General features: G+C 73.2%; 18 protein-coding genes, 1 tRNA gene, 1 other RNA gene and 1 pseudogene. 8 read left to right on the forward strand and 13 right to left on the reverse strand.

Annotation, left to right across the window (positions count from 1 at the left end):
* Together OOK31_RS21360 and OOK31_RS21365 are read right to left on the reverse strand one after the other, a co-directional pair.
* Entirely contained in the window at window positions 1–2,784 is a 2,784-nt protein-coding gene (locus OOK31_RS21360; protein WP_267088876.1) for a molybdopterin-dependent oxidoreductase, read from the reverse strand.
* The gene (locus OOK31_RS21365) at window positions 2,781–3,623 is read right to left on the reverse strand and encodes a xanthine dehydrogenase family protein subunit M (RefSeq protein ID WP_267088877.1); all 843 of its coding nucleotides are present in this window, start codon (window positions 3,621–3,623) and stop codon (window positions 2,781–2,783) included. The genes OOK31_RS21360 and OOK31_RS21365 overlap by 4 nt, the downstream gene beginning before the upstream one ends.
* Window positions 3,624–3,846: 223 nt before the next feature.
* Between OOK31_RS21365 and OOK31_RS21370 the strand changes: the two genes are divergently transcribed.
* The gene (locus OOK31_RS21370) at window positions 3,847–5,292 is read left to right on the forward strand and encodes a helix-turn-helix domain-containing protein (RefSeq protein WP_267088878.1); all 1,446 of its coding nucleotides are present in this window, start codon (window positions 3,847–3,849) and stop codon (window positions 5,290–5,292) included.
* Window positions 5,293–5,303: 11 nt separating this feature from the next.
* On the opposite strand, the gene OOK31_RS21375 is transcribed toward OOK31_RS21370, so the two are convergent.
* Window positions 5,304–5,702: a molybdopterin-binding protein gene (locus OOK31_RS21375; protein ID WP_267088879.1), complete on the reverse strand. Its 399-nt coding sequence runs from the start codon at window positions 5,700–5,702 to the stop codon at window positions 5,304–5,306.
* A 314-nt stretch (window positions 5,703–6,016) separates the two neighbouring features.
* Here OOK31_RS21375 and OOK31_RS21380 point away from each other — a divergent pair, with 314 nt between their 5' ends.
* Entirely contained in the window at window positions 6,017–7,201 is a 1,185-nt protein-coding gene (locus OOK31_RS21380) for a S8 family peptidase (RefSeq protein ID WP_267088880.1), read from the forward strand.
* Here OOK31_RS21380 and OOK31_RS21385 read toward each other — a convergent pair.
* The 10 genes and pseudogenes from OOK31_RS21385 to OOK31_RS21430 form a co-directional block, all read right to left on the reverse strand.
* Window positions 7,185–7,550, reverse strand: coding sequence for a protease inhibitor I9 family protein (locus OOK31_RS21385; RefSeq protein WP_267088881.1), 366 nt, complete (start codon window positions 7,548–7,550; stop codon window positions 7,185–7,187). The genes OOK31_RS21380 and OOK31_RS21385 overlap by 17 nt on opposite strands.
* A 177-nt stretch (window positions 7,551–7,727) precedes the next feature.
* On the reverse strand, window positions 7,728–8,219 hold the full coding sequence (locus OOK31_RS21390; protein ID WP_267088882.1) for a hypothetical protein: 492 nt from the start codon (window positions 8,217–8,219) through the stop codon (window positions 7,728–7,730).
* 101 nt (window positions 8,220–8,320) lie between these two features.
* Window positions 8,321–9,097, reverse strand: a complete 777-nt coding sequence (locus OOK31_RS21395) for an SDR family oxidoreductase (RefSeq protein ID WP_267088883.1) — start codon at window positions 9,095–9,097, stop codon at window positions 8,321–8,323.
* Between the two features lie 54 nt (window positions 9,098–9,151).
* The gene (locus OOK31_RS21400) at window positions 9,152–10,045 is read right to left on the reverse strand and encodes an RNA polymerase sigma-70 factor (protein ID WP_267088884.1); all 894 of its coding nucleotides are present in this window, start codon (window positions 10,043–10,045) and stop codon (window positions 9,152–9,154) included.
* Between the two features lie 71 nt (window positions 10,046–10,116).
* The gene (locus OOK31_RS21405; RefSeq protein ID WP_323188239.1) at window positions 10,117–12,228 is read right to left on the reverse strand and encodes an MMPL family transporter; all 2,112 of its coding nucleotides are present in this window, start codon (window positions 12,226–12,228) and stop codon (window positions 10,117–10,119) included.
* 301 nt (window positions 12,229–12,529) lie between these two features.
* A complete protein-coding gene (locus OOK31_RS21410; RefSeq protein WP_267088886.1) occupies window positions 12,530–12,952 on the reverse strand; it encodes a PIN domain nuclease in 423 nt (140 codons plus the stop codon).
* Window positions 12,949–13,164: a type II toxin-antitoxin system VapB family antitoxin gene (locus tag OOK31_RS21415; RefSeq protein ID WP_079428878.1), complete on the reverse strand. Its 216-nt coding sequence runs from the start codon at window positions 13,162–13,164 to the stop codon at window positions 12,949–12,951. The genes OOK31_RS21410 and OOK31_RS21415 overlap by 4 nt, the downstream gene beginning before the upstream one ends.
* A 33-nt stretch (window positions 13,165–13,197) precedes the next feature.
* A complete protein-coding gene (locus tag OOK31_RS21420) occupies window positions 13,198–13,548 on the reverse strand; it encodes a hypothetical protein (RefSeq protein ID WP_267088962.1) in 351 nt (116 codons plus the stop codon).
* A gap of 173 nt (window positions 13,549–13,721) precedes the next feature.
* Window positions 13,722–13,910 (reverse strand): annotated as a pseudogene (locus OOK31_RS21425) (hypothetical protein); the annotation flags it as partial.
* Between the two features lie 288 nt (window positions 13,911–14,198).
* A tRNA-Ser gene (locus tag OOK31_RS21430) sits at window positions 14,199–14,286 on the reverse strand.
* Window positions 14,287–14,449: 163 nt separating this feature from the next.
* On the opposite strand from OOK31_RS21430, the gene ffs reads away from it, so the two are divergent.
* The 6 genes from ffs to OOK31_RS21460 all read left to right on the forward strand — a co-directional run bounded on the left by ffs (window position 14,450) and on the right by OOK31_RS21460 (window position 22,935).
* Window positions 14,450–14,548: signal recognition particle sRNA small type (gene ffs / locus OOK31_RS21435), an RNA gene on the forward strand.
* A 65-nt stretch (window positions 14,549–14,613) separates the two neighbouring features.
* A complete protein-coding gene (locus OOK31_RS21440) occupies window positions 14,614–16,839 on the forward strand; it encodes a DNA polymerase III subunit gamma and tau (RefSeq protein ID WP_267088887.1) in 2,226 nt (741 codons plus the stop codon).
* Window positions 16,840–16,899: 60 nt separating this feature from the next.
* Complete coding sequence (purD, locus tag OOK31_RS21445) at window positions 16,900–18,153, forward strand: phosphoribosylamine--glycine ligase (RefSeq protein WP_267088888.1); 1,254 nt, start codon at window positions 16,900–16,902, stop codon at window positions 18,151–18,153.
* A gap of 287 nt (window positions 18,154–18,440) precedes the next feature.
* Window positions 18,441–20,234: a hypothetical protein gene (locus OOK31_RS21450; RefSeq protein WP_267088889.1), complete on the forward strand. Its 1,794-nt coding sequence runs from the start codon at window positions 18,441–18,443 to the stop codon at window positions 20,232–20,234.
* A gap of 189 nt (window positions 20,235–20,423) precedes the next feature.
* Window positions 20,424–21,926, forward strand: a complete 1,503-nt coding sequence (locus tag OOK31_RS21455; protein WP_267088890.1) for a N,N-dimethylformamidase beta subunit family domain-containing protein — start codon at window positions 20,424–20,426, stop codon at window positions 21,924–21,926.
* A gap of 106 nt (window positions 21,927–22,032) precedes the next feature.
* Window positions 22,033–22,935 carry a phosphoribosylaminoimidazolesuccinocarboxamide synthase gene (locus tag OOK31_RS21460; protein WP_267088891.1) on the forward strand — a complete coding sequence of 301 codons (903 nt, stop codon included), beginning with the start codon at window positions 22,033–22,035 and terminating at the stop codon, window positions 22,933–22,935.
* Window positions 22,936–22,997 lie beyond the last annotated feature (62 nt).

A 22,997-nucleotide genomic window follows, 5' to 3' on the forward strand; every position in this document is an offset into this window, starting at 1 on the left:
TCAGTTGTGGGTTTCGCCTTGCAGTTTCTGGTCGATTCTCTGCCAGACCACGTCACGGGTGACGGGCAGCTCCGTGAAGCGGATCCCCGTCGCGTCCCGCAGGGCGTTGGCGAAGGCGGGGGCCACCGGGTTGAAGGGGCTCTCGGACATGGACTTCGCGCCGAGCGGCCCGATCGCGTCCGAGGTCTCCATGAAGTGGACCTCCGTGCGCGGGACGTCCGCGTACTGCGGGAGGCGGTAGCGGCGGAAGGCGGCCGTGGTGACCTCCCCGCGCTCGTCCACCCGTACCGTCTCGAAGAGGGTGGCGCCCAGGGCCTGGGCCACGCCGCCCTCGACCTGGCCGCGGCACTGCATCGGGTTCATGACCTTGCCGGCGTCCGCCGCGTGGACGGACCGCAGGATCCTCATCTCGCCCGTGCCCGGATCCACGGCCAGGCGGAACCACTGGGCGTTGAAGGCCACCGAGCGGGGGGAGCCGCCCCAGTGGCCGTCCGCCGCGATCTCGTCCAGCTCGCCCTTGTCGTACGCGGCCTCGTACAGCTCCTTGAGGGTGACGACGCGGCCCGCGCAGTCGAAGGCCTCGGCCGTCAGCGTGCACAGGTGCCGGGCCACTCCCGTGTGGCGGGCCGCGAAGGTCTGCAGGCGTTCCGCGAGGGAGCCCGCCGCCAGCATCACGGCCTTGCCCGCCACCACCGTGCCGGCCGAGGCGAACGCGCCGGTGTCGTGGCGGACCACGTCCGTGTCGGACTGGCGGACGGTGATCCGGTCGACCGTGGTGTTCAGCGCGCCGGCGGTGATCTGCTTGTGGACGGTGGTGGTGCCGTTGCCGAACTCCGCCGTGCCCACCGCGATGTCGTACGTCCCGTCGCGCAGCAGGCTGACGCGGGCGTCGGCGAAGTGGCCGCCCGGCGGGCCGGTCGCGATCATGGCGACGGCCGAGCCCGTGCCGGTGAGCCAGCCCTCCGGGACGTCCTCGTGGCTGCGGTCCTCGGCGATGGCCTTGCGGACGACGTCCATGCACTGCTTCATCCCGTACGAGGCGATGAAGAGGTCCTCCTCGTGGCCGATCGGGGTCACCAGGTGGTCCCCGGCGCCGATGACGTTCTTCTCGCGCAGGACGAGCGGGTCCATGCCGAGCCGGACGGCGAGCTCGTCCATCGCCGATTCGAGGGCGAAGAGGACCTGGCCCAGGCCGTAGCCGCGGAAGGCGCCGGCCGGGACGCCGTTGGTGTAGACGGAGTACGCCTCGACCTCCTTGTTCGGTGCCTTGTAGACGGCGAAGGACTCGCCGACGCTGTGGAACATGACGGCCGGGCCGTGGTTGCCGTAGGCGCCGGTGTTGGCGAGCACGCGGATGCGCAGCGCGGTGAGGGTGCCGTCGGCCTTGGCACCGATCTTGACGGTGGTCTTGAAGGGGTGGCGGGTGGTGGCACCGTAGAACTGCTCGGCCCGGGTGAACTCGAGTTTCACCGGGCGCCGCAGCTTCAGGGCGGCGAGGACCACGATGTCCTCGGTGAGCATCTCCTGCTTGCCGCCGAATCCGCCGCCCACGCGGCCCGCGACGACGCGGACCTCGTCCTCGCCCAGGTCGTAGAGGGCGCACAGCGCCCGCCGGGTCAGGAACGGCGCCTGGGTGGAGGAGCGGACGGTGATGCGCTCGCCGTCGCCGTCCTCCTTGGGCTCGAAGTACGCGACGCTGCCGTGCGTCTCCAGACTGGCGTGCTGCACGCGCTGGGTACGGAAGGTCTCCTCGTAGACGACGTCCGCCTCCGCGTACCCCTGCTCCATGTCGCCGAGGGTGTTGTGGACCTCGCCGCACACGTTGTTCTCGGCGCGGAAGATCCCCGATTCGGGCCCCTTGGGGTGCAGGACCGGCGCGCCCGGCAGCATCGCCTCCTCCGGGTCGATGACGTACGGGAGTTCCTCGTACGTGACGACCACGCGCCGGCAGCCCTCCTCGGCGGCCTGCTCGCTGTCGGCGACGACGGCCGCCACGCGCTGGCCGACGAAGCGGACCACGTCGTCCAGGACGCGGGTGTCCATCGGGTCCTCGGTGGGGTGCTCGTGGCGGGCCGAGGAGTACAGCCGGTCGGGGGCGTCGTGGTGGGTGAGGACGGCGTGGACGCCCGGCACCTGGAGGGCGTCGCGGGTGTCGATGCCGACGATCCGGGCGTGCGGGTGCGGGGAGCGCAGCAGCTTCATGTGGAGCAGGCCGGGCACCTCCACGTCGAAGGTGTAGCGGGCCGATCCGGTCACGACCAGCGGCCCGGCGGGGGCGCCGAGGGACTTCCCGACGGCCCGCCCGGCCTCCGGGGACTCGGTGTGCTTGACCCCGCGCACCGCGTCCTCGATGGCCCGGTAGCCCGTACAGCGGCAGATGTTGCCCTTGAAGGCGCGCGGGAGGTCCTCCAGCTTGCCGTCGTCGTGGGCGGTGCCCTCCTCGGCCTGGAGGGCGGCGGTGGTCATCAGGAACCCGGCGGTGCAGAAGCCGCACTGGAAGCCCTGCGCGTCGAGGAACCGCTGCTGCGCCGGGTGCAGTTCGCCGCCGGGCCTGGCGAGGCCCTCGACGGTGGTGACGGAGCGGCCCTCGGCGCGGACGGCCGGGTAGAGGCAGCTGTGCACGGGCTGCCCGTCGACGTGGACGGTGCAGGCCCCGCAGTCGCCCTGGTCGCAGCCCTTCTTCACGCCGAACCAGCCGCGCTCGCGGAGGTAGGTGCGCAGGCACTGGCCGGGGCGCGGCTCGTCCTCGAAGCGCTGCTCGTTGATCTCGATCCCGTAGCTCATCGGGAACCCTCCTGGGGGGTGGTGAGTCCGAGGGTGAGTTCGCGGCGGATCTCCTCGGCCAGGCGCAGGGCCATGTGACGCCGCCACTCGGGCAGGCCGTGGATGTCGTCGTACCACTCGTCGGGGCGGACGCCGCCGTCGATCGCCCCGCGCAGCTCGGCGGAGGTGGGCGGCAGCGCGAACCAGAAGCGCAGCGGCCGGGTCGTGGCGGCGGAGACGGTCACCGCGAGGGAGCCGTCCCGCGGGTCGGACGTCCCGATCACGAGGGCGCCGGAGCGGCCGAGCCCGTACAGCGAGGCCTGCCGGAACGCCGTACGGGTCTCCAGGGCGCGGGCGGGGACGCGTACGGAGCGCAGCAGCTCCCCGTCGCGGAGGTCCTTGACGCCCGCGCCGCGGATGAAGTCGGTGACCGGCATGCGGCGGGTGGCGCCGTCCTGGCCCAGCAGCTCGACGGTGGAGTCGAGGGCGGCGGTCAGGGAGACCATCGGGCCGGCCGGGAGGCCGTTGCAGAGGTTCCCGCCGACCGTGGCCATGTTCCAGATCTTGAAGCTCGCCAGAAAGGCGCGGCAGCACTGCTCGATCAGCGGTGCGGCCGTGGTGGGGAGGGAGCGGCCGAAGCGGGACAGCTCTGTGATGGTGCAGGTGGCGGCGATGTCGAGGGAGCCGTCCGGCTGCCAGGACAGGGGCGGCCAGCCCATGCGGGAGAGGTCGAAGAGACGGCGGATGTGCGGCTGCGGCTCGGAGAAGAGGTACGTGCCGCCGCCCAGCCAGGCGTCGCCGGGACGCCAGGGTTCGCGGCGGCGCGCGTCACGCACGTCGAGCACCGTGTTGAGGTCCAATTCGCGCCACCGGCCTTCCTGCGAATGCGGCGATCCGCCTCAGTGAAGCAACTGGGAAGGGGGCGAAACGACTGGTCCCGGACACGGAAACCGGCAGGCTCCGGATGGTGTGCGCTGGTGGATTCACCAAAGCCATAGGCGGGGGTTGTCCTTGCATTTACGATGAGGTTTCTCGTATTCACCTGGCGAATGTGGGCCACCCCCACCGCAAGGAGTCCCTGCCATGCACGTCCTCGACCTGCTCCAGTCCGACGATCTCGGCCTCACCCTGCTCTGGGGCGACGAAGCCCTTCTCGGCCAGGAGGTCAGCGGTGTCACCGCCACCGACCTCGAGGACCCGGGCCGTTTCCTCGGACCCGGCGAACTCGTGCTGAGCGGGCTCGTGTGGTGGTCGGACGGCGACCTGGCGAAGGCGGACCGCTTCGTCTCCGCGCTCGCCGGGGCCGGGGCCACCGCCCTCCTCGCCGGTGAGGAGACCCACGGCAAGGTCCCCGGTGAACTCGTCGACGCCTGCCGCGCCCACCGGGTGCCGCTCGTGGCCGTCCCCGCGCGGACCAGCTTCCGGGCGGTCACCGAGGCCGTGTACCTGCGCCAGTGGGGCGACCTCAGCCGCCGCCCCACCCGCCTCTTCGCCCTCCCCGAGAACGTCCGCGGCGAGCTCAGCCGGCTCCTCGCGGGCGGCGCGGGCCCCGCCGAACTCCTCGACCGGGCCTGCGCCCACCTGGGCAAGGTCCCCTGCTACGTACTGACCGCCAGCGGGCGCACCGTCGCCCGTACGCCCTCCGCTCCCGCCCTCCCCGCCCAGCGGGCCGCCCCCGTGCGCGGCGGGCTCTCGCTGCGCGTCGAGGCCGACAGCTCCCCCTACGACGCCTGGCAGCTGCACCTCCCCGACGCCGACGCGGCCCCGCCGCGCGTCCTCCACGAGATCGCCGAGGTGCTCGCCCAGTACCGCGACGCACAGGCCCGCCGCACCGCCGCCGAACGGGCCGCCGGCCAGGAGCTGATCGGGCTCCTCGGCGGCGAGAGCGACCCCGCCGCCCTGGAGGAGGCCCTGACCGCCGCCGGACTCCCCGCCGCCGGCCCGTACCGGGTCCTGGCCGCCACCTCCGGGGAGGCCCTCGTCGAGGCCCTGAGCCACCTGGAAGGCGTCCCGTCGGCGGTGGGCGACACCGCCGCCGTCCTGTACGAGGACCCCGACTCCGGACTCGACATCACCGCCGAACTGCGCGCCCTGTGGCCGCTGCTCCAGGCTTGCGCCGGCCCCGAGACGGAGCTGCGCCTCGGCGCGGGCGCCCGGGCGGCCGGTCCCGAGGGGCTGCGGGCCTCCCTGAACCAGGCCCGCTTCGCCCTGACGGCGGCGGGCGAGGAGGCCCCGGTGCGCGCCGTCGAGCAGCTGGACACCCTGGACCGGCTGCTCGCCGGGGTGCCGCCGGAGGTGCGTTCGGTGTTCGGGACGCAGACGCTGGGCGCGCTCGGGGACGGGATGCTGCGGGAGACCCTGGAGGTCTTCCTCGCCAACAACTGCTCGTGGGCCCGTACGGCGGAGGCCCTGCACCTGCACGTCAACACGGTGCACTACCGGATCGAGCGCGTGGAGGTCCTGACGGGCCGCGACCTGTCCCGCCTGGACCACAAGCTGGACCTGTACGCGGCGCTGCGCTGCGGATAGGCCTTCGGCGGCTACGGGATGTCGACGTGGACGTCCGTCGACTTCACGCGGGCGGTGACGGTGACGCCGACCGCGATGCCCAGCTCCTCCACCGACTCCCGGGTCACCACGGAGACGATCCGGTGCGGGCCCGACTGGATCTCGACCTGGGCCGCCACCTCGTCCAGCCGTACCGCCGTGACGATCCCCGCGAAGGCGTTGCGCACCGAGGTGGCGGGGCCCGTCTCGGGCAGCGGGTGCAGACCGGCGGCCCGTTCCTTGGCGAAGGCGGCCAGCACGGCCCCGTCGACGGACCGGGTCCCGTCCGGGGCGCGCAGCGCGGGCAGCCGCCCCGCGTCGGCCCAGCGGCGGACGGTCTCGGGGCTCACGCACAGCAGGTTGGCGGCCTGCCCGATCGAGTACGACGGCACGCGCGCAGCTTAGCCGCGCGCGCGGCCGGCGACGGGTGTTCCCCGTCCGGGTGATGGGTCACCCGTTCGGGCGTGATCTCGTTCGTGTCGGGCCCGCCGCGCGCGGCGCGGGGCCGGGGGAACGTTTACCTCCGCCGCCCGCCCGGGACATGGGGCGTGCCGGGCCGTCCGGGGCGGGTCCCCCACTCGGGGGAGCGCACGCGGGCACCGTGACCGGGAGCTCCGGCACGCCGCCCGATGCGCTTCCCGTGATCGTCAGGACCTGCTTCGGTACGGGGCGATACCCACCCCCCTGACAACGGAGTGACTCCCCCATGCGCATGCTCACGCGTGTCACCGTCGCCGCGCTGCTCGCGATGACCCCCGTCACCGCCGCCTCCGCCTCGGACTCGGCGCCCGAGCCGACTCCGGCCCCGCTGATCACCGCCGCGTCCAACGGCGTTCCCGGAAACTACATCGTGACCCTGGAGAAGGGCGTGGACGCGGCGAAGCTCGCGGAGCGGCTGAAGCTGAAGCCGACCTTCGTCTACGGCAAGGCCATGAACGGCTTCGCCGTCCCCCTCACCGCGCTCCAGCTGGACATCGTCCGCGTCAGCCTGGGCGTGAAGTCGGTCGAGCAGGACGCCTCGGTCCAGTCCGTGCCCCAGCCGAGCCGGGCCGGGGCGATGCGGGCCCCGTCGAACTCGTGGGGCCAGGACCGGATCGACCAGAAGAACCTGCCGCTCGACAACAGCTTCACGACCGAGGGCAACGGCTCCGGGGTGACCGCCTACATCCTCGACACCGGCATCGACTACGACCACGACGAGTTCGGCGGCCGCGCCACCTTCGGCTTCGACGCCATCGGCGACGGACGCGAGGGCAAGGACTGCCAGGGCCACGGCACGCACGTCGCGGGCACGGTCGCCGGCGCGACCTACGGCGTGGCGCGCAAGGCCAGCCTGGTCAGCGTCCGCGTCCTCGGCTGCGACGGCAAGGGCACCTGGTCGGGGATCATCGCGGGCATGGACTGGGTGGCGAAGAACGCCAAGCAGCCGGCCGTGATGAACGCCTCCCTGGGCGGGGACAAGTCGACCGCCGTCAACGACGCCGCGACCGCCGTGTCCGACGCGGGAGTGCTGCCGGTCATCGCGGCGGGCAACTCCGCGGTCGACGCCTGCAACATCTCGCCGGCGTCCGCCGCCCGCGTGCTCACGGTCGCGGCCTCAAACCAGTGGGACGAGGAGACCAGCTTCTCCAACTACGGCCCCTGCGTCTCCCTCTACGCCCCCGGCGCGGCCATCGTCTCCGCGAAGCTCGGCGGCGGCAGCGTGGCCCTCGACGGAACGTCGATGGCCGCACCGCACGTCGCGGGTGTCGCCGTCCTCTACAAGCAGGCCCACCCGACGGCCCTCCCGGCGGAGATCAACGAGTTCATCGACGACGAGTCCACCAAGGACGTCCTGACCAGCGTCAGCAAGGGCTCCCCCAACCAGCTCCTCTTCAGCGCGGGCCAGTAGCCCCGCCCTCCACCGGCGCCCCGACGCCCTCGCCGTCCCGCTCGACGCCGGTGACGTCGGGGTGTGCCCGCAGCGCGGCCACCTGCCCCCCGTCCAGGTCGGCGGCGAAACCGGACACCGCGCTGGCGTAGACGTACCGGGCCTCGACGACGCCGGTCTCGCGCATCACCTGCTCGGGGTCGGCGCCGGGCGCGAGGGTGACGATGTACGGCCCGCCCTCGCCCTCCTCGGGGCTCGGGTACGCCGCCTGCTGGGCGGCGTACGCGGCGGGCGCGAGGGCGACGGGCGCGGCGAGCAGCAGGGCTGCGGCGAGGACGGGACGCAGGAGCGGAAGCGGAAGCGTACGCACGGGGGACTCCCTTTCGGTGTCGTTCACTCAGTGACTCAGTCCTTCCTTCGGCGGGCCGGCCCCCCGCCTTGATCCCCCTTGCAGGGCCTCTTGCCGGGTCTATCGGGCGAGTCCCTTGCGGAACGCGGCCCGCGCCCACAGCCACCCGCGAAGCCCGCCCCACCCCGGCCTGACCGCCTAGTACGAGGGGCAGAGGTGCGTGTGGACCGCGTCGCGGATCTTGGCGGCCTTCGCCGGGCCGAAGCCGTCCGGGTGGTTGGGCGAGGTGAACCTCTGGTTGGTGAGGTCGATCTGCTTCTGGTCGTCCTTGGGGAAGTTCGCGATCGAATCGCACTGGTTGCGGCCCCGGTCGACCGCCTTGTCGGGCTTGGTGTTGACGATGTCCGGGTCGATGGCGGTCAGGGCGGCGATGTACTTCGCCTGCGTCGCCGCGTCCGGCTTGGGCGGGATCCCCTTGCCCTTGGGCGCTTCGGACTTGGGTGCCTCGGAGGCGGCCGGCGGGCTGCTCGCCACCTTGGGGGCGGCGGGAGTACTCGGCGCGGCGGCGGGCGGGGTCTTCGCCGTCGGCTTCCCGTCGCCCGTGTCGCTGCCCGTGTCGCTGCCGCATGCGGTCAGTGCGGCGGTCGCGACGGCGACCGAGAGTACGGCGATGGCGGTGCGGTGGTTCACGGCTCTCCCCTGTGCGGTGGCTGTGTGCACAGGGGTGGATCGTTCGCGGCGGCCAATGGTTGTACGCCGGCCCGACCGGTGCCCCGTACGAGTGGCCGGGGTCAGGGGGTGACCCGCTCGGTGAGGTACTGCTCCCAGGTGCGGGTGCCGGACGCGTGGGCGGGGGCCGTCAGGTGTCCGGCGCGCCAGGCGGCGCCGATCCTGCCGGGGACGTGGACGGGGAGGACGGCGCGGCGCTTGTCGGCCGCGCGCAGCCAGTCCTTGGCGAGGCCGGCGGCCGGGTGCACGGCCGGGCCGGCGAAGTCGGGCACCCGGCCGGCCGGGGCGCCGAGGGCCAGCTCGACGAGGCGGTCCGCCACCTCGCCCGGATCCACCGGCTGGCAGTCGGTGCCGGACGGTACGAGGACCACCGGGAGCTTGGACAGGACCCCGAAGGCGAGGTCGAGCAGCGCGGGGAACTGCGTGGCCCGCAGGTTGGTCCAGCCGATCCCCGAGGCGGCGAGCAGCCGCTCGCCCTCCAGCTTGACCCGGTAGTACGGGTAGGGGATCTCGTCGACGCCGACGATCGAGATGTTGACGACGTGCTCGACGCCGGCCCGCTTCCCGGCTTCCAGCAGGTGCTGGAAGCCGGGGACGTCGTTCTTGAAGTGCCGGATGTCGCTCGCGCAGTGGATGACCGTACGGACCCCCGCGAGCGCCTCGTCCAGTCCGGCGCCGGTGGTCAGGTCGCCGGTGTACCAGGCCACCCCGGCCTCGCCCGGCACCTCGGCCCTGCGGGTGAGCGCGCGGACCGGGCGGCCGGTGCGGCGGGCCCGCTCCAGCACCTCGCGGCCGAGCACGCCCGTCGCGCCGGTCACCATGATCGTGTCGTTGCCCATCGGTCTCAGCCCCTCGCCTGTCGCCTTCGCTGTCACTGATGAAGAACCGACGGGTCACGCGTTTTGTGACAGCTCCCGGAGCTGAGTGGCGAGGAAGGCCAGTTTGTCCGGGTTCCGGACGAGCCGGATGCCGGTGACCCCGTCCTCGCCGAGCTCCAGCGCCCCGAACGCCGTCAGCTCGCCGTCCTCCCAGCTCACCACCGCCGGAACGCCGTTCGCCTCGGCGAAGCCGATCTGCGCGCCGTTCACCCACCGGGAGAAGAGGCCCACCAGGAAGCGGGCCGCGTTGTCCCGTCCGACCACCGGCCGAAGCGCCGCGCTGACCTTGCCGCCGCCGTCCGACCAGACGACCACCTGGTCGGAGAGCAGCTGCTCCAGCTGGGTCATCGCACCCTCGGCCGCGGCGGCCAGGAACCGGGCGAGCAGCTCTCCGTCCTGCTCCCGCGAGCTGGTGAACCGCGGCCGGCCGTCGGCGAGGTGCTGCTTGGCCCGGCGGTAGAGCTGGCGCGCGTTCGCCTCCGAGCAGTCGAGGACGCCCGCGATGTCCCGGTGGCTGTACTCGAAGGCGTCGCGCAGCACCACGCAGGCCCGCTCGGGGGGCGACAGCCGCTCCATCATCGTCAGCACCGCGAACGACACCGCGTCCCGCTGCTCCGCCGTCTCCATCGGCCCCAGCGCCCCGGCACCGGTCCCCACCGGCTCGGGGAGCCAGGGGCCGGCGTACTCCTCGCGCTGCGCCCGGGCGGAGGTGAGCCGGTTCAGGCACAGGTTGGTGACCACCTTGGCCAGCCACGGACCCGGCGCGGCCACCTGGCCGGGCTCGATCCCGTGCCAGCGCAGGTACGCGTCCTGCACGGCGTCCTCGGCCTCGGCCGCCGAGCCGAGCATCCGGTACGCCAGCGAGAACAGCCGTGGTCGGTGGGTCTCGAATTCCTGTGCCGTGTCCATGACCACACGCTAGTGCGGGGGTTGGCCGGGGAACGCGAAGAGCCCCACCGCGAGCGGTGGGGCTCTTCGGCTCACTGCCCGCTGAGAGCGGGTTCGAGGTCGGGCTTGCCCGCCGGCGGCCGGGGGGCGTCGTCACGCGTGAACAGCTTGCTGGGCCACCACATCCACCGACCCACGTCCAGGGTCAGCGCGGTGACCAGCACCGAGCGGACGATCATGGTGTCCAGCAGCACGCCGAACGCCACCGCGAACCCGAGCTCGGCCGCGAACACCAGCGGCAGCGAGGCCATCGCCGCGAAGGTGCCGGCCAGCACCAGACCCGCCGAGGTGATCACACCTCCGGTCGTGGACAGACCCGTCAGCGCACCGCGCCGGGTGCCGTGCAGCAGCGCCTCCTCGCGCACCCGGGTGACCAGGAAGATGTTGTAGTCGATGCCCAGGGCGACCAGGAACACGAACGTCAGCAGCGGGAAGGAGGCTTCCGCGCCCGCGAAGCCGAACACGTGGTTGAACACCAGGCTGCTCACGCCGAGGGCCGCTCCGAACGACAGCACCACCGTCGCCATGAGCAGCAGCGGCGCGACGATCGCCCGCATCAGCAGCGCGAGGATGAGGAGCACCACCACCAGCACGATGGGGATGATCACCTTGGAGTCGCGGGCGGCCGCTTCCTGCGTGTCGAGCATGATCGCCGTGCTGCCGCCGACCTGGGCGTCCGCACCCTCGACCCCGTGGACCGCGGTTCTGGCCTGCTCCACGGTGCGTATCGCGGCCTTGCTGCTGGGGTCGTCCTCGAGCTCCCCGAGCATGATGGCCTCGCCGTCCTTGACCATCGGCGGCGAGACGCCGACGACTCCCGGTACGCCGGCCAGCGCGGCCCTCACCTGCTCCGCCGAGCCGGCCTCGGCGACGACGAAGACGGGGTCGCCCGCCCCGGCCGGGAAGTGCTCGGACTGGATCTTCTCGCCGACGGCCATCTGCGGGGTGCCGGTGAACTGGTCCTTGTTGGAGAGTCCGTCGGCCTTGAGCCCGAACACCCCGATCGCCATGACGGCGAGGACGAGCGTGGTGCCGATCCACACGATGCGCGGCCGACGGGCGACGGCGGTGCCGACCCGGTCCCAGATGCCTTCCTCGGCCGCCTCGACCGTTCCGTACGACGGCTTCACCGGCCAGAAGATCCAGCGGCCGCAGATGACCAGCAGGGCCGGCATCAGGGTGACCATGGCGAGCAGCCCGACGAGGATGCCGACGGCACAGGCCGGCCCGAGCCCCTGGGTGGAGCTGAGGGTGGCCAGCATCAGCAGCGTCAGACTGACCGCGACGGTCGCGGCGCTGGCGACGATCGCCGGGCTGGAGCGGTACAGGGCCTCCGCCATCGCCTCGTGCCGGTCCTCGTGCCGCAGCAGCTCTTCCCGGTACCGCGAGATGAGCAGGAGTGCGTAGTCGGTGGCGGCGCCGAACACCAGCACGGTCAGGATGAAACTGGTCTGCTTGTTGACGACGAGCCCGGCGTTCTTCGCCAGCAGGTAGATCACCGCCTCCGACGTGACCAGGGCGACGCCCACGGTCAGCAGCGGCAGCAGGGGCAGCAGCGGGCTGCGGTAGGTGAGCAGCAGCATCACGACGACCACCAGTGCGGTGATCGTGGTCAGGGCGCCCCCTCCGCTGAACGCCTTGATCGAGTCGGACGCGTGACCGGCCGGTCCGGTGACGTGGAAGCCGAGGCCGTCGGCGTTCTCCTCGCCGATCTTGGTCAGCTCGTCGACGGTCTTGCCGATCCCCTCCCAGCCCGTCTTGTCCTTGCGGACCTGGACCACGGTCTGGATGGCCTTGCCGTCCTGGGCCTTCTCCGGCCCCTGCGGCTGCCCCACGACGTTTTCCATGCCCTTGAAGGCTTCGGTGTCGGCCTGGGCCTCGGCCATGTCGGCAGGGGTGACGCCCCCGGGCCGGTCGTAGATCACGATCGCGGGCACGGTATCGGCACGCTGGAAGTGCTCGGCCCGGGCGACGACCTTGGTCGACTCCGCGTTACCGGGCAGCCAGGCCGAGTTGTCGTTCTCCTCGACGTCCCCGAGCTGGCCGGCCAGCATCAGGACCGGTACCAGCAGGACCGCCCAGAGCGCGAGGACGACCCATTTCCCCACTCTTCCACCGGGCAACGAAGCAAGTCTTCGCATCATCTTGGTTCCTCAGTCGTCGCGGGTGCCTTCCGCACTACGAGCGATGCAGGACCCCGGATTGTGAGGCCCGCCCCCCGGAATGTGACCCACGCCTCATCGCCTGCCACCGGCTGACCGGGAGGAACCGGGGAACGCAGAAGGCCCCGGCCGGCCTCCCTGAATTCAAGGGGCCGGTCGGGGCCTTCAAGTGCCCGGTGAGGCACTGGCGGAGGATACGAGATTCGAACTCGTGACTGGGGCGCCATCCGGCGGACGGCCCCGGACGGACGCGAACGCAACCAGAACTGCAACCGCCGCTCGACTACTTGCGCTCTTCGGGGCCGTACCACTGGAGGGGCTGGCCGGTTACTGCGGCGATGCACTCGAAGTCGCGGTCACAGTGCAGGAGGGTGAGCCCCTGCAACTCGGCAGTCGCGGCGACGACGAGATCCACTGCACCGGCGCTGCGGTGCTTGCCCTGTTTGGTGAGGGCCTCTTGGACCTGCCAGGCCCGGTCGTAGGCACGGTCGTCGACCGGGACCCAGCCGAAGATCAGGCGGACGTCCTCGATGCCACGTGCCCGGTCGGCGGCCGATCGGGCGCTGTAGAAGAACTCCAGCTCCGTGATGGGGCACGTGGCGATCAGGCCGGCCGCCGCCGCCTGGTCCCAGCCGTACTGCTCCGCGTCGCCCCGCATGAAGCGGGCGAGGGCGCTGGTGTCGATCAGGTAGAGCGCGGCGTTCACCGTCGGTAGTTCCGCTTGTCCTCGAAGAGGGTCAGATCGAACGCGCCTTCGTCGGCCGCTGCGCGCAGGCGGGTCAAAGCCAGCGCGCGCCGCCTGTTCTCCAGTACCTCGCGCAGGGCCGTGTTGACCGTCTCCTTCTTGGTGCTGGTCCCCAGGGCCTTGGCTACGTCTGCGACCAGCTCGTCATCGAGGTCGATCACCGTCCGACTCATTGTGCACCCCCTATATATCAACTGTGGAGACAACTATACCTCGCATGGTTCACCGGAGTCATGGGATGGACGGGCTCGGGCGACGTACTCGACCGTGATGGCGGTGCCGGCGTCGATGGCATGGCCGAGCTGGCGGACATCGCTGTACGACAGGTGCTTCGCGTATCCCGCGACGATCTCTTCGGTGCCCGTTCCGAAGGGGACTCCGCTGCCGAAGGGGTCGGGTTCCGGCGCGGTCGGTGGTGCGGCCAGCAGCCGGACGGCCAGGGCGTCCAGGTCGGCGGCGGGGGCCTTCGTCGTGTGGGGAGCCGTCGTGCTTCGGAGGCCGGCCTGCGGACGGGACTTCCGTGGGGCCGGTACGGGTGCGGCGGCCCGCCGGGGCACGGTCTTCTCGACGCGTAGGTTCCGTCGGCCGTCTCGGACACGGGAGCGCAGCCCTCGGCTCGAAGCGCGGCGAGGGTCTGGTCGAGTGGGCTGCGGCTGACCAGGACCGTCGGTGCGAGCCGTCGCAGGCCGAGCTTGGCGAGCTTGCTGTGGACGGCGATTTCGGCCAGGAGCGCGGGCTCCTCGCCGTGGATGACGCAGGCGGCGGGGGCGATGCGTACGCGGCCGTGGCTGCGAGCGGTGTCGGCGATCAGATACGCCAGGGGCTGGGGCTGGGGCTGGGGCCCGCCTGGCCGGCGGCGCAGCCGAGCATGCCGACAGGATCGAGGCGGCATGCGCTGCGAACGCCGCTTGCCCGCCATGTTCCACCGCTGGGCGACCCTGGGCGGCGACGGGTTCCTTGAGCGGCTTACGGCGGCCCCGTTCGAGGGTCTGGAGTTCGGGCAGCGGTCCCATGGCGATGCGGCGGACGGCGAGTGATCTATCTGCTCGTACGGCTTTCGAGAGGGCGCTCACGGACCTCCGTGATCAGTACCGCGACCGGATCGCCGCCGTCGGCGAGCGGGAGGCACTCGCCTACCTGAGGCCACGGAACGCAGAAGGCCCCGGCCGGTTTCCCGGTCGGGGCCTTCAAGTGCCCGGTGAGGCACTGGCGGAGGATACGAGATTCGAACTCGTGAGGGGTTGCCCCCAACACGCTTTCCAAGCGTGCGCCCTAGGCCACTAGGCGAATCCTCCGCCGCAAACAATACAAGACGTTGAGGGGTGCTCGCGAACACGATCCCGATCTTGGGTCGGGGAGGGGGTTCGGGACGGGTGCCGGAGAGGTTCGGGGGAGGTCCGGTGGGAGCTCGGATCCGGGGCGGCTCGATTCCCGGGGCAGACATCCGCTAGGGTGGGGCCCAGCCCCTCACGTGGCGCTATCTCACCCAACTCCCCCAGGGCCGGAAGGCAGCAAGGGTAAGTGGGCTCTGGCGGGTGCGTGGGGGGCGCTTTGCGTTCCGGGGCGGGTCCGGGGGCGTCGGCGGGCCACTGATGTCGGTGGGCCCGGATAACCTCGTAGACGTGTCGTCCCTTGCGCTGTACCGCCGCTACCGCCCCGAGTCGTTCGCCGAGGTCATCGGGCAGGAGCATGTCACTGCCCCGCTGATGCAGGCCCTGCGCAACAACCGGGTCAATCACGCGTACCTGTTCAGCGGGCCGCGCGGCTGTGGAAAGACGACCAGCGCGCGGATCCTCGCCCGCTGCCTGAACTGTGAGCAGGGTCCCACCCCCGATCCCTGCGGCGAGTGCCAGTCCTGCCGCGACCTCGCCAGGAACGGGCCGGGCTCGATCGATGTCATCGAGATCGACGCCGCCTCCCACGGTGGTGTCGACGACGCCCGTGACCTGCGGGAAAAGGCCTTCTTCGGGCCCGCGTCGAGCCGGTACAAGATCTACATCATCGACGAGGCCCACATGGTCACCTCGGCGGGCTTCAACGCCCTGCTGAAGGTGGTCGAGGAGCCGCCGGAGCACCTCAAGTTCATCTTCGCCACCACCGAGCCCGAGAAGGTCATCGGGACCATCCGGTCCCGTACGCACCACTACCCCTTCCGGCTCGTGCCGCCCGGCACCCTGCGCGAATACCTGGGCGAGGTCTGCGGCCGCGAGGGCGCCACCGTCGAGGACGGCGTGCTGCCGCTCGTCGTGCGGGCCGGCGCCGGGTCGGTGCGTGACTCGATGTCCGTCATGGACCAGCTGCTGGCCGGCGCCGCCGACGACGGTGTGACGTACGCGATGGCGACCTCCCTCCTCGGGTACACCGAGGGCTCCCTGCTCGACTCCGTCATCGACGCCTTCGCCGCCGGGGACGGCGCCGCCGCCTTCGAGGTCGTCGACCGGGTGGTGGAGGGCGGCAACGACCCGCGCCGGTTCGTCGCCGACCTGCTGGAGCGGCTGCGCGACCTGGTGATCCTGGCCGCCGTGCCCGACGCCGGGGAGAAGGGCCTCATCGACGCCCCCGCCGACGTCGTGGAGCGGATGCAGGCCCAGGCCTCCGTCTTCGGCGCCGCCGAGCTGTCGCGCGCCGCCGACCTGGTCAACTCGGGGCTCACCGAGATGCGGGGGGCGACCTCGCCCCGGCTCCAGCTGGAGTTGATCTGCGCCCGGGTGCTGCTCCCGGCCGCCTTCGACGACGAACGCTCCTTCCAGGCCCGGCTGGACCGGCTCGAGCGGAGCGGGCCGCCCGCCGGGGCTTTCACCGCCCCGCCCGCGGCCGCCCCCGCCATGGGTTACGTGCCCGCGCCGGAGGCACACGGCATGGCCCCGGCCGGGCCCGGCGGCGGGGTCGCCGCCGCGCGGGCAGCCGTCGCCCCGGTGGCTCCCGTGGCCCCGGCGCCGGTGGCGGCTCCCGTGGCCCCGGCCATCGCGCCTCCGGCCCCGGCTCCCGTGCAGGCCCCCGCTCCCGTGCAGCCCGCCGCCCCCGCGCCCGGTGCGTGGCCCGGGGCGGCGCAGCCCGGCAGCGGCGCTCCCGGCGCCTGGCCGGGCGCCTCCACCCCGGCCGCCACCCCGGCCCCGGCCCCGGCCCAGGCCCCGGCCCCCGTCGCCGGTGCCTGGCCCAGCGCCGCCGCGCCCGGCAGCGGAGCACCGGCCCCGGCGCAGCCGTCGGCCCCCGCGCCCGCGCAGCAGCCCGTCCAGCAGGCGCAGCCCGCCGCGCCCGCGCCCTCGCCCTCGCCCGGCATGGCCGCCGGCGCGGGCCAGGTCCAGGCGATGTGGCCCGGCGTCCTGGAGGCCGTCAAGAACCGCCGCCGCTTCACCTGGATCCTGCTCAGCCAGAACGCCCAGGTCACCGGCTTCGACGGCAGCACCCTCCAGCTCGGCTTCCCCAACGCCGGAGCCCGCGACAACTTCGCGAGCAGCGGCAGCGAGGAAGTCCTCAAGGCGGTGCTGGCCGAACAGTTCCAGGTGAACTGGAAGATCGACGCCGTGGTGGGCGGCGGAGGCGGCGGCGCTCCCGTGGCCCCCGCGCCGCAGTCCTCGTACGGCGCCCCCTCCGCGCCCGCCTACACCCCGCCGCCCCCGCCGCAGCCCCAGGCGCAGGCCCCGCAGCAGTACCAGCAGCAGCCCCCGCCCCAGCAGTCCGTGCCCGCGCACCAGCCGCCCGTACAGCAGGCACCCCCGCCGGTGGCCCCCGAGGACGATTTCGCCGAGGAGGACGATCCCGACCTCGTCGACAGCGCCCTGACCGGACACGACCTGATCGTGCGCGAGCTCGGAGCCACCGTTGTGGAGGAATACACGAATGAATAGCCCCTCCTAGTTGGGTGGCCGCACGAAACCCGCCACGCCGTCCGGGCTACCCTGGGCGGCGTGAAGGTCCTCGTCATCGGCGGCGGCGCCCGCGAACATGCCCTGTGCCGCTCTCTGTCCCTCGACCCCGACGTCTCCGCGCTCTACTGCGCTCCCGGCAACGCCGGCATCTCCGAGGTGGCCGAGCTGCGCCCGGTCGACGCCCTCGACGGCGACGCGGTCGCCGCTCTCGCCACCGAACTCGGCGCCGACCTGGTCGTCGTCGGCCCGGAGGCGCCCCTGGTCGCCGGGGTCGGCGACGCCGTCCGCGCGGCCGGCATCCCCGTCTTCGGCCCCTCCGCGGAAGCGGCGCAGCTGGAGGGCTCCAAGGCCTTCGCCAAGGACGTGATGGCCGGGGCCGGGGTCCCGACCGCGCGCAGCTACGTCTGCACCACCCCCGAGGAGGTGGACGAGGCCCTCGACGCCTTCGGCGCCCCCTACGTGGTCAAGGACGACGGTCTCGCCGCCGGCAAGGGCGTCGTGGTCACCGAGGACCGGGCCGTGGCCCGCGCCCACGCGCTGGCCTGCGACCGCGTCGTCATCGAGGAGTACCTCGACGGCCCCGAGGTGTCCCTCTTCGCCATCACCGACGGCGTCACCGTCGTCCCGCTCCAGCCCGCGCAGGACTTCAAGCGCGCGCTCGACGGCGACGCGGGCCCCAACACCGGCGGCATGGGCGCGTACTCCCCGCTCCCGTGGGCCGACCCGAAGCTGGTCGACGAGGTCATGGAGCTGGTGCTCCAGCCCACCGTCGACGAGCTGCGCCGCCGCGGCACCCCCTTCTCCGGGCTGCTCTACGCCGGTCTCGCCCTGACCGGCCGCGGCACCCGCGTCATCGAGTTCAACGCCCGCTTCGGCGACCCCGAGACCCAGGTGGTCCTGGCCCGGCTGCGCACCCCGCTCGCGAGCGTGCTGCTGAACGCCGCCAACGGCACCCTGGCCGACGAGCCGCCGCTGAACTGGCACGACGACGCGGCCGTCACGGTCGTCATCGCCTCCCACAACTACCCCGACACCCCGCGCACCGGGGACCCGATCGAGGGCCTCGACGAGGTGGCCGCCGAGGACGGTCCCGACGCGTACGTGCTGCACGCCGGGACCCGCCGCGAGGGCGACGCGGTGGTCAGCGCGGGCGGACGGGTGCTGTCGGTGACGGCGACCGGTTCCGACCTGGCGCAGGCCCGGGCGAAGGCGTATAAGGCCGTCGCGCGGATCAAGCTCGACGGTTCGCAGCACCGCACCGACATCGCCGCCAAGGCGGCCGAAGGCCGCTGACCAGCGGGACGGTGACGGGGCGGGCCCGGGGCGCGGAGACGCGCACCGGGCCCGCGCGCATGTCCGCGTACGAGTGCATCCAGCCGCGTTCGAACGCACCCACCTTTGCCCAAAGCCATTCCATCGGGTGATCGTGGCCCGGTCCGCCTGACGTCCGCCCGCTCCCCAACTAGGGTGCGGCGCAAGCATTCCGGCACATGGCCCACCGGCATTGCGATGTCAGTGGCGGGTGTCACAGTGGGGGAGTGAGCTACGCCGCCGCAGGGCAGAGGGGGTGAGGTCCGGCCGTGTCCGGAACCGGTTCGATCGCAGAAGTGGGCGTGCCGTCCGCACGCTCCCGCGCCCTCGCCGTGCTGCGGGTGCGCAGCAGGGCGCTGGCCGCCGTGCTGCTGCCCGCCGCCCTCGCGGTGGTCCTCGTCGCGGCCCGGACGACGGGCCGGCTGGCCGGTGACCCCTGGCCCGCGGTGACCCTGGCCGTCTGCGCGGTCGCCGCGCTGACGCTGCTCGTCGGCGGGATCTTCGGCGCCGTCGTCCTGCGGGCAGGTCCCGCCGTGACGCCGACGGTGCCGCTGCCCGAGGCCGCCGCGCCCGACCTCTACCGCCTCGTACGGGACCTGGCCGACCGGATGGACGTGCCCGCGCCCTCTGCGATAGCCCTGACCCCGGACTGCGACAGCTGGCTGGAGGACCGGGCCCACGCCGCGCACCGCCGGGGCGGCATATCCACGGGCCCCGAGTCCGAGCCCGGCGCGGCTCCCGTGCTGGTGATCGGTTCGCCGTTCCTGTGGTGGATGCGCGTCGCGGAGCTACGGGCGGTCCTCGCCCCCGTCGTCGCCGGTACGGGCCCCTCCGCGCACCCGGACATAGCCGACGCGCGCGGCTTCGTCCGCGGGCTCGACGCGGCGGTGGACATCGGCGGCCGGCCCGGTCTGGGCTGGATCGCCGGCCCCGCCCGGCTGCTGCTGCGGCTGTGCCAGACGGACGCCGCCGAGATGGAGCGCGGGGTGGCCGCGGCCGCCTCCGACCGTGCACAGGGTGTGGACTACGGGCTGCGCATCGTCGCCCAGGAGCAGGTCGGCCTCGCCTACGCAGGCTGGGACCGGCTGCTGACCCGGGTCGCGCTGCCCGCCTGGCGGATGGGCCGCTGGCCGGCCCGGCTCGACGCCGGGGTGGTCTCCGCGCTGACCGAGCTGTCCCGCCGGGACCGGCTGGCCGAGGGCTTCACCTCGCGCCTCGGCGAGCGCCCGGCCTGTGACCTGCTGGAGCAGCCCGGACTGGTCGACGAGGCCGCCTCCCTGCTGGCGGCCCGGCTGTTCCACGGCGGTCCGGCCGAAGCGGGGCCCGACTGGTCCCCGGTGGACTGGGCGGCGTACCCGGAGGAGGTCGTCGACCGCAAGTGGCGTACGGAGGCCGCCCGGCTGCACGCGGCCCTGGACGCCCTCGCCGTCCCGGCCGGCTCCCCGGCGCCCCCCACCGACCCCACCGCCCCGGCGGCCCCCGCCGACCGGAAGGCCCCGAAGGCCCCGGCGGCCCCCAAGGCCCCGGCCGCCCCGACGGCCCGGCACGGCTCGGCGGGACGGTCCGCGTCCGCGCCCGTCGCCCTCACCGAACCGGACGCCACCCCCGCGGACGGCGCCGACGGCTTCGGCGGGCCGACGCTGGAGCGGGTCCTCGGGTACCTCACGGACCCGGCCGGGGACTGCGCCGCCGGAGAGGCCCTCGCGGGGCGGCTCAGCGGCGATCTGGCCCGGGAGGAACGCGGCGCCGAGTCCCGTACGGCCGCCGGGAAGGCCGGCGGCGCCGACACGATGCCGCTGTTCCCGCTCCAGCCCCCGCGCAGCGGCCGCGACCTGCTCGCCGACCACGTCACCGCCCTCGTCTGCTGCGCGGCCGTGGACTCGGCGGGCGCCGGCCCCGGCCTGGACTGGCTCGACGGCCCCGTCCTGCTGGTCGGCGGCGAGCGCCGCGCCGACCTGGCCCCGCGCGTGCTCTCGCTCGTCGAGGACGGGGACCCGGCGCCCCTGCGCGACTGGCTCGCGGAGCTCGGCGTACGCCCGGACAAGCCCGTCCGCCTCGTCTGACCCCAGGGGCCCCGGGCCAAACGGCGGCCCAAGCGGCAGCCAGGCTTCCGCTCACGTCAATTCGCGACGAACGGTGACGGAGTGCGTGCGTTATGTGATGTGCTGGGACCGGTCGCGCGAGGGTGTCCGAAAGCTCTCGCGCACCACGACGACGAAGACACGTTCGGGGGAGCGAGGGAGGGGAGCGGTATGGGTGCGGACCAGATCCGGCGATGGGAGTCAGGTGCGCTCGCGCACGCGGTGACCGACCCCTTCGGCCAGGGCCCCCTGCCCTGGTTCCGGGGCAGCGAGCTCTACTTCGGCGACACCGGCCAGGTCGTCCCCTGGTACGTGGACCCGGCCGTCACCCCCGGCGGCGTCCCCGGCGTCCCGGGCATCCCCGCCGCCCGCGGCTCCGGCGGCGGGGGCCCCCGTACCGCCGACGACGTGCACCGCCAGATCAAGGGCTTCGCCTCCACCGGAGCCGTCACCCCCGGCGAGGCCATCGACTTCCACATCACCGTCGACCCGCCCCAGCAGTTCTCCGTCGACGTCTACCGCATCGGCCACTACGGCGGCGACGGCGCCTCCAAGATCACCACCAGCCCGCGGCTGTCCGGGATCGTCCAGCCGCCCCCGCTCACCGCCGACCGCACCGTCTCCTGCCACCACTGGTGGCAGTCCTGGCGGCTCCAGGTCCCCTCGTACTGGACGGTGGGCGCGTACGTCGCCGTCCTCACCACCGCCGACGGCTACCGCTCCCACATCCCCTTCACGGTCCGCGACGACCACCCCGCAGACCTCCTGCTCCTGCTCCCCGACATCACCTGGCAGGCCTACAACCTCTACCCCGAGGACGGCCGCACCGGCGCCAGCCTCTACCACGCGTGGGACGAGGAGGGCCGCCTCCTCGGGGAGCGCGACGCCGCCGTCACGGTCTCCTTCGACCGCCCCTACGCGGGCGCCGGCCTGCCCCTGCACGTGGGCCACGCCTACGACTTCATCCGCTGGGCCGAGCGCTACGGCTACGACCTCGCCTACGCCGACACCCGCGACCTGCACGCCGGCCGCGTCGACCCGACCCGCTACCGGGGCCTGGTCTTCCCCGGCCACGACGAGTACTGGTCGACCCCGATGCGCCGCACCGCCGAGCGCGCCCGCGACCACGGCACCTCGCTGGTCTTCCTCTCCGCCAACACCATGTACTGGCAGGTCGAGCTGGCCCCCTCCCCCTCCGGGGTGCCCGACCGGCTCCTCACCTGCCGAAAACGCCGCGGCCCCGGCCGCCCCAGCCTGTGGCGCGAGGTCGACCGCCCGGAGCAGCAGCTGCTCGGCATCCAGTACGCGGGGCGGGTCCCCGAGCCCGCGCCGCTGATCGTGCGCAACGCCACGCACTGGCTGTGGGACTCCACCGGAGCCGTCGAGAACGACGAGCTCGACGGGCTCGTCGCGGGCGAGGCCGACCGCTACTTCCCGCGCACCCAGCTCCCCCCGCACCAGGACCGGATCCTGCTCGCGCACTCCCCGTACCGCGACGGCGAGGGCGCCAAGCGGCACCAGGAGACCTCCCTCTACCGGGCACCCAGCGGCGCCCTGGTCTTCGCCTCCGGCACCTTCGCCTGGTCCCCGGCCCTCGACCGCCCCGGCCACGTGGACGAACGCATCCAGCGGGCGACGGCCAACCTCCTCGACCGGATCTGCAAGCGCGACTGACCCCAACGCCCCTGCGGCGCGACCCGGCCGCGCACCCCCTGAGCCGGGCAGGGGCCCCCGTACGGGACAATGGGCGTGCGCTCGTACAGAACCACAGGGAGACTCCGTGCCCGGATTCGTCGAAAAGCCCGAGCCGGTGCAGGTGCCCGGCCTCGTCCACCTCCACACCGGCAAGGTCCGTGACCTCTACCGCGACGAGGACGGCCGGCTCGTCATGGTCGCCAGCGACCGCATCTCCGCCGCCGACTGGGTGCTGCCCACCGAGATCCCGGACAAGGGCCGCATCCTGACGCAGCTCTCCCTGTGGTGGTTCGACCAGCTCGCGGACCTGGTCCCGAACCACGTCCTCAGCACCGAGCTGCCCGCCGGCGCCCCCGCCGACTGGGCCGGCCGCGCCCTGGTCTGCCAGAACCTGGACATGGTCCCCGTCGAGTGCGTGGCCCGCGGCTACCTCACCGGCTCGGGCCTCGCCGAGTACAAGCAGTCCCGTACGGTCTGCGGACTCGCGCTCCCCGAGGGCCTCGTGGACGGCTCCGAGCTGCCCGCCCCGATCTTCACGCCGGCCGCCAAGGCCGCGGTCGGCGACCACGACGAGAACGTCTCCTACGAGGAGGTCGCCCGCACCACCGGCGCCGAGACGGCCGCGCTGCTGCGCCAGGCCACCCTCGCCGTGTACGGGCGCGCCCGGGACATCGCCCGCGACCGCGGGATCATCCTCGCGGACACCAAGTTCGAGTTCGGCTTCGACAAGGACGGCACGCTGGTCGCCGCCGACGAGGTCCTCACCCCGGACTCCTCCCGCTTCTGGCCGGCCGACCTGTGGGAGCCGGGCCACGCCCAGCCCTCCTTCGACAAGCAGTACGTCCGCGACTGGCTGGCCTCCCCGGCCTCCGGCTGGGACCCGAAGGGCGAACTGCCGCCGCCCCCGCTGCCGCGGGACGTCGTCGAGGCGACCCGCGCCAAGTACGTCGAGGCGTACGAGCGCCTCACCGGCCAGACCTGGTCCTGAGCCGCCCGGCCGGGGTCGCCCGCGACGACCCCGGCCCCGGCCCGGCCCCGCCGGACACGAAG

Source organism: Streptomyces sp. NBC_00249 (genome assembly GCF_026342355.1).
Taxonomy (GTDB): Bacteria; Actinomycetota; Actinomycetes; order Streptomycetales; family Streptomycetaceae; genus Streptomyces.

Coding starts and splice junctions, on each gene's coding strand:
- OOK31_RS21380 (WP_267088880.1), top strand. CDS start 6,017: ATGCGCATGCTCACGCGTGTCACCGTCGCCGCGCTGCTCGCGATGACC.
- OOK31_RS21405 (WP_323188239.1), bottom strand. CDS start 12,228: ATGATGCGAAGACTTGCTTCGTTGCCCGGTGGAAGAGTGGGGAAATGG.
- OOK31_RS21400 (WP_267088884.1), bottom strand. CDS start 10,045: ATGGACACGGCACAGGAATTCGAGACCCACCGACCACGGCTGTTCTCG.
- OOK31_RS21415 (WP_079428878.1), bottom strand. CDS start 13,164: ATGAGTCGGACGGTGATCGACCTCGATGACGAGCTGGTCGCAGACGTA.
- OOK31_RS21455 (WP_267088890.1), top strand. CDS start 20,424: ATGGGTGCGGACCAGATCCGGCGATGGGAGTCAGGTGCGCTCGCGCAC.
- OOK31_RS21370 (WP_267088878.1), top strand. CDS start 3,847: ATGCACGTCCTCGACCTGCTCCAGTCCGACGATCTCGGCCTCACCCTG.
- OOK31_RS21395 (WP_267088883.1), bottom strand. CDS start 9,097: ATGGGCAACGACACGATCATGGTGACCGGCGCGACGGGCGTGCTCGGC.
- OOK31_RS21360 (WP_267088876.1), bottom strand. CDS start 2,784: ATGAGCTACGGGATCGAGATCAACGAGCAGCGCTTCGAGGACGAGCCG.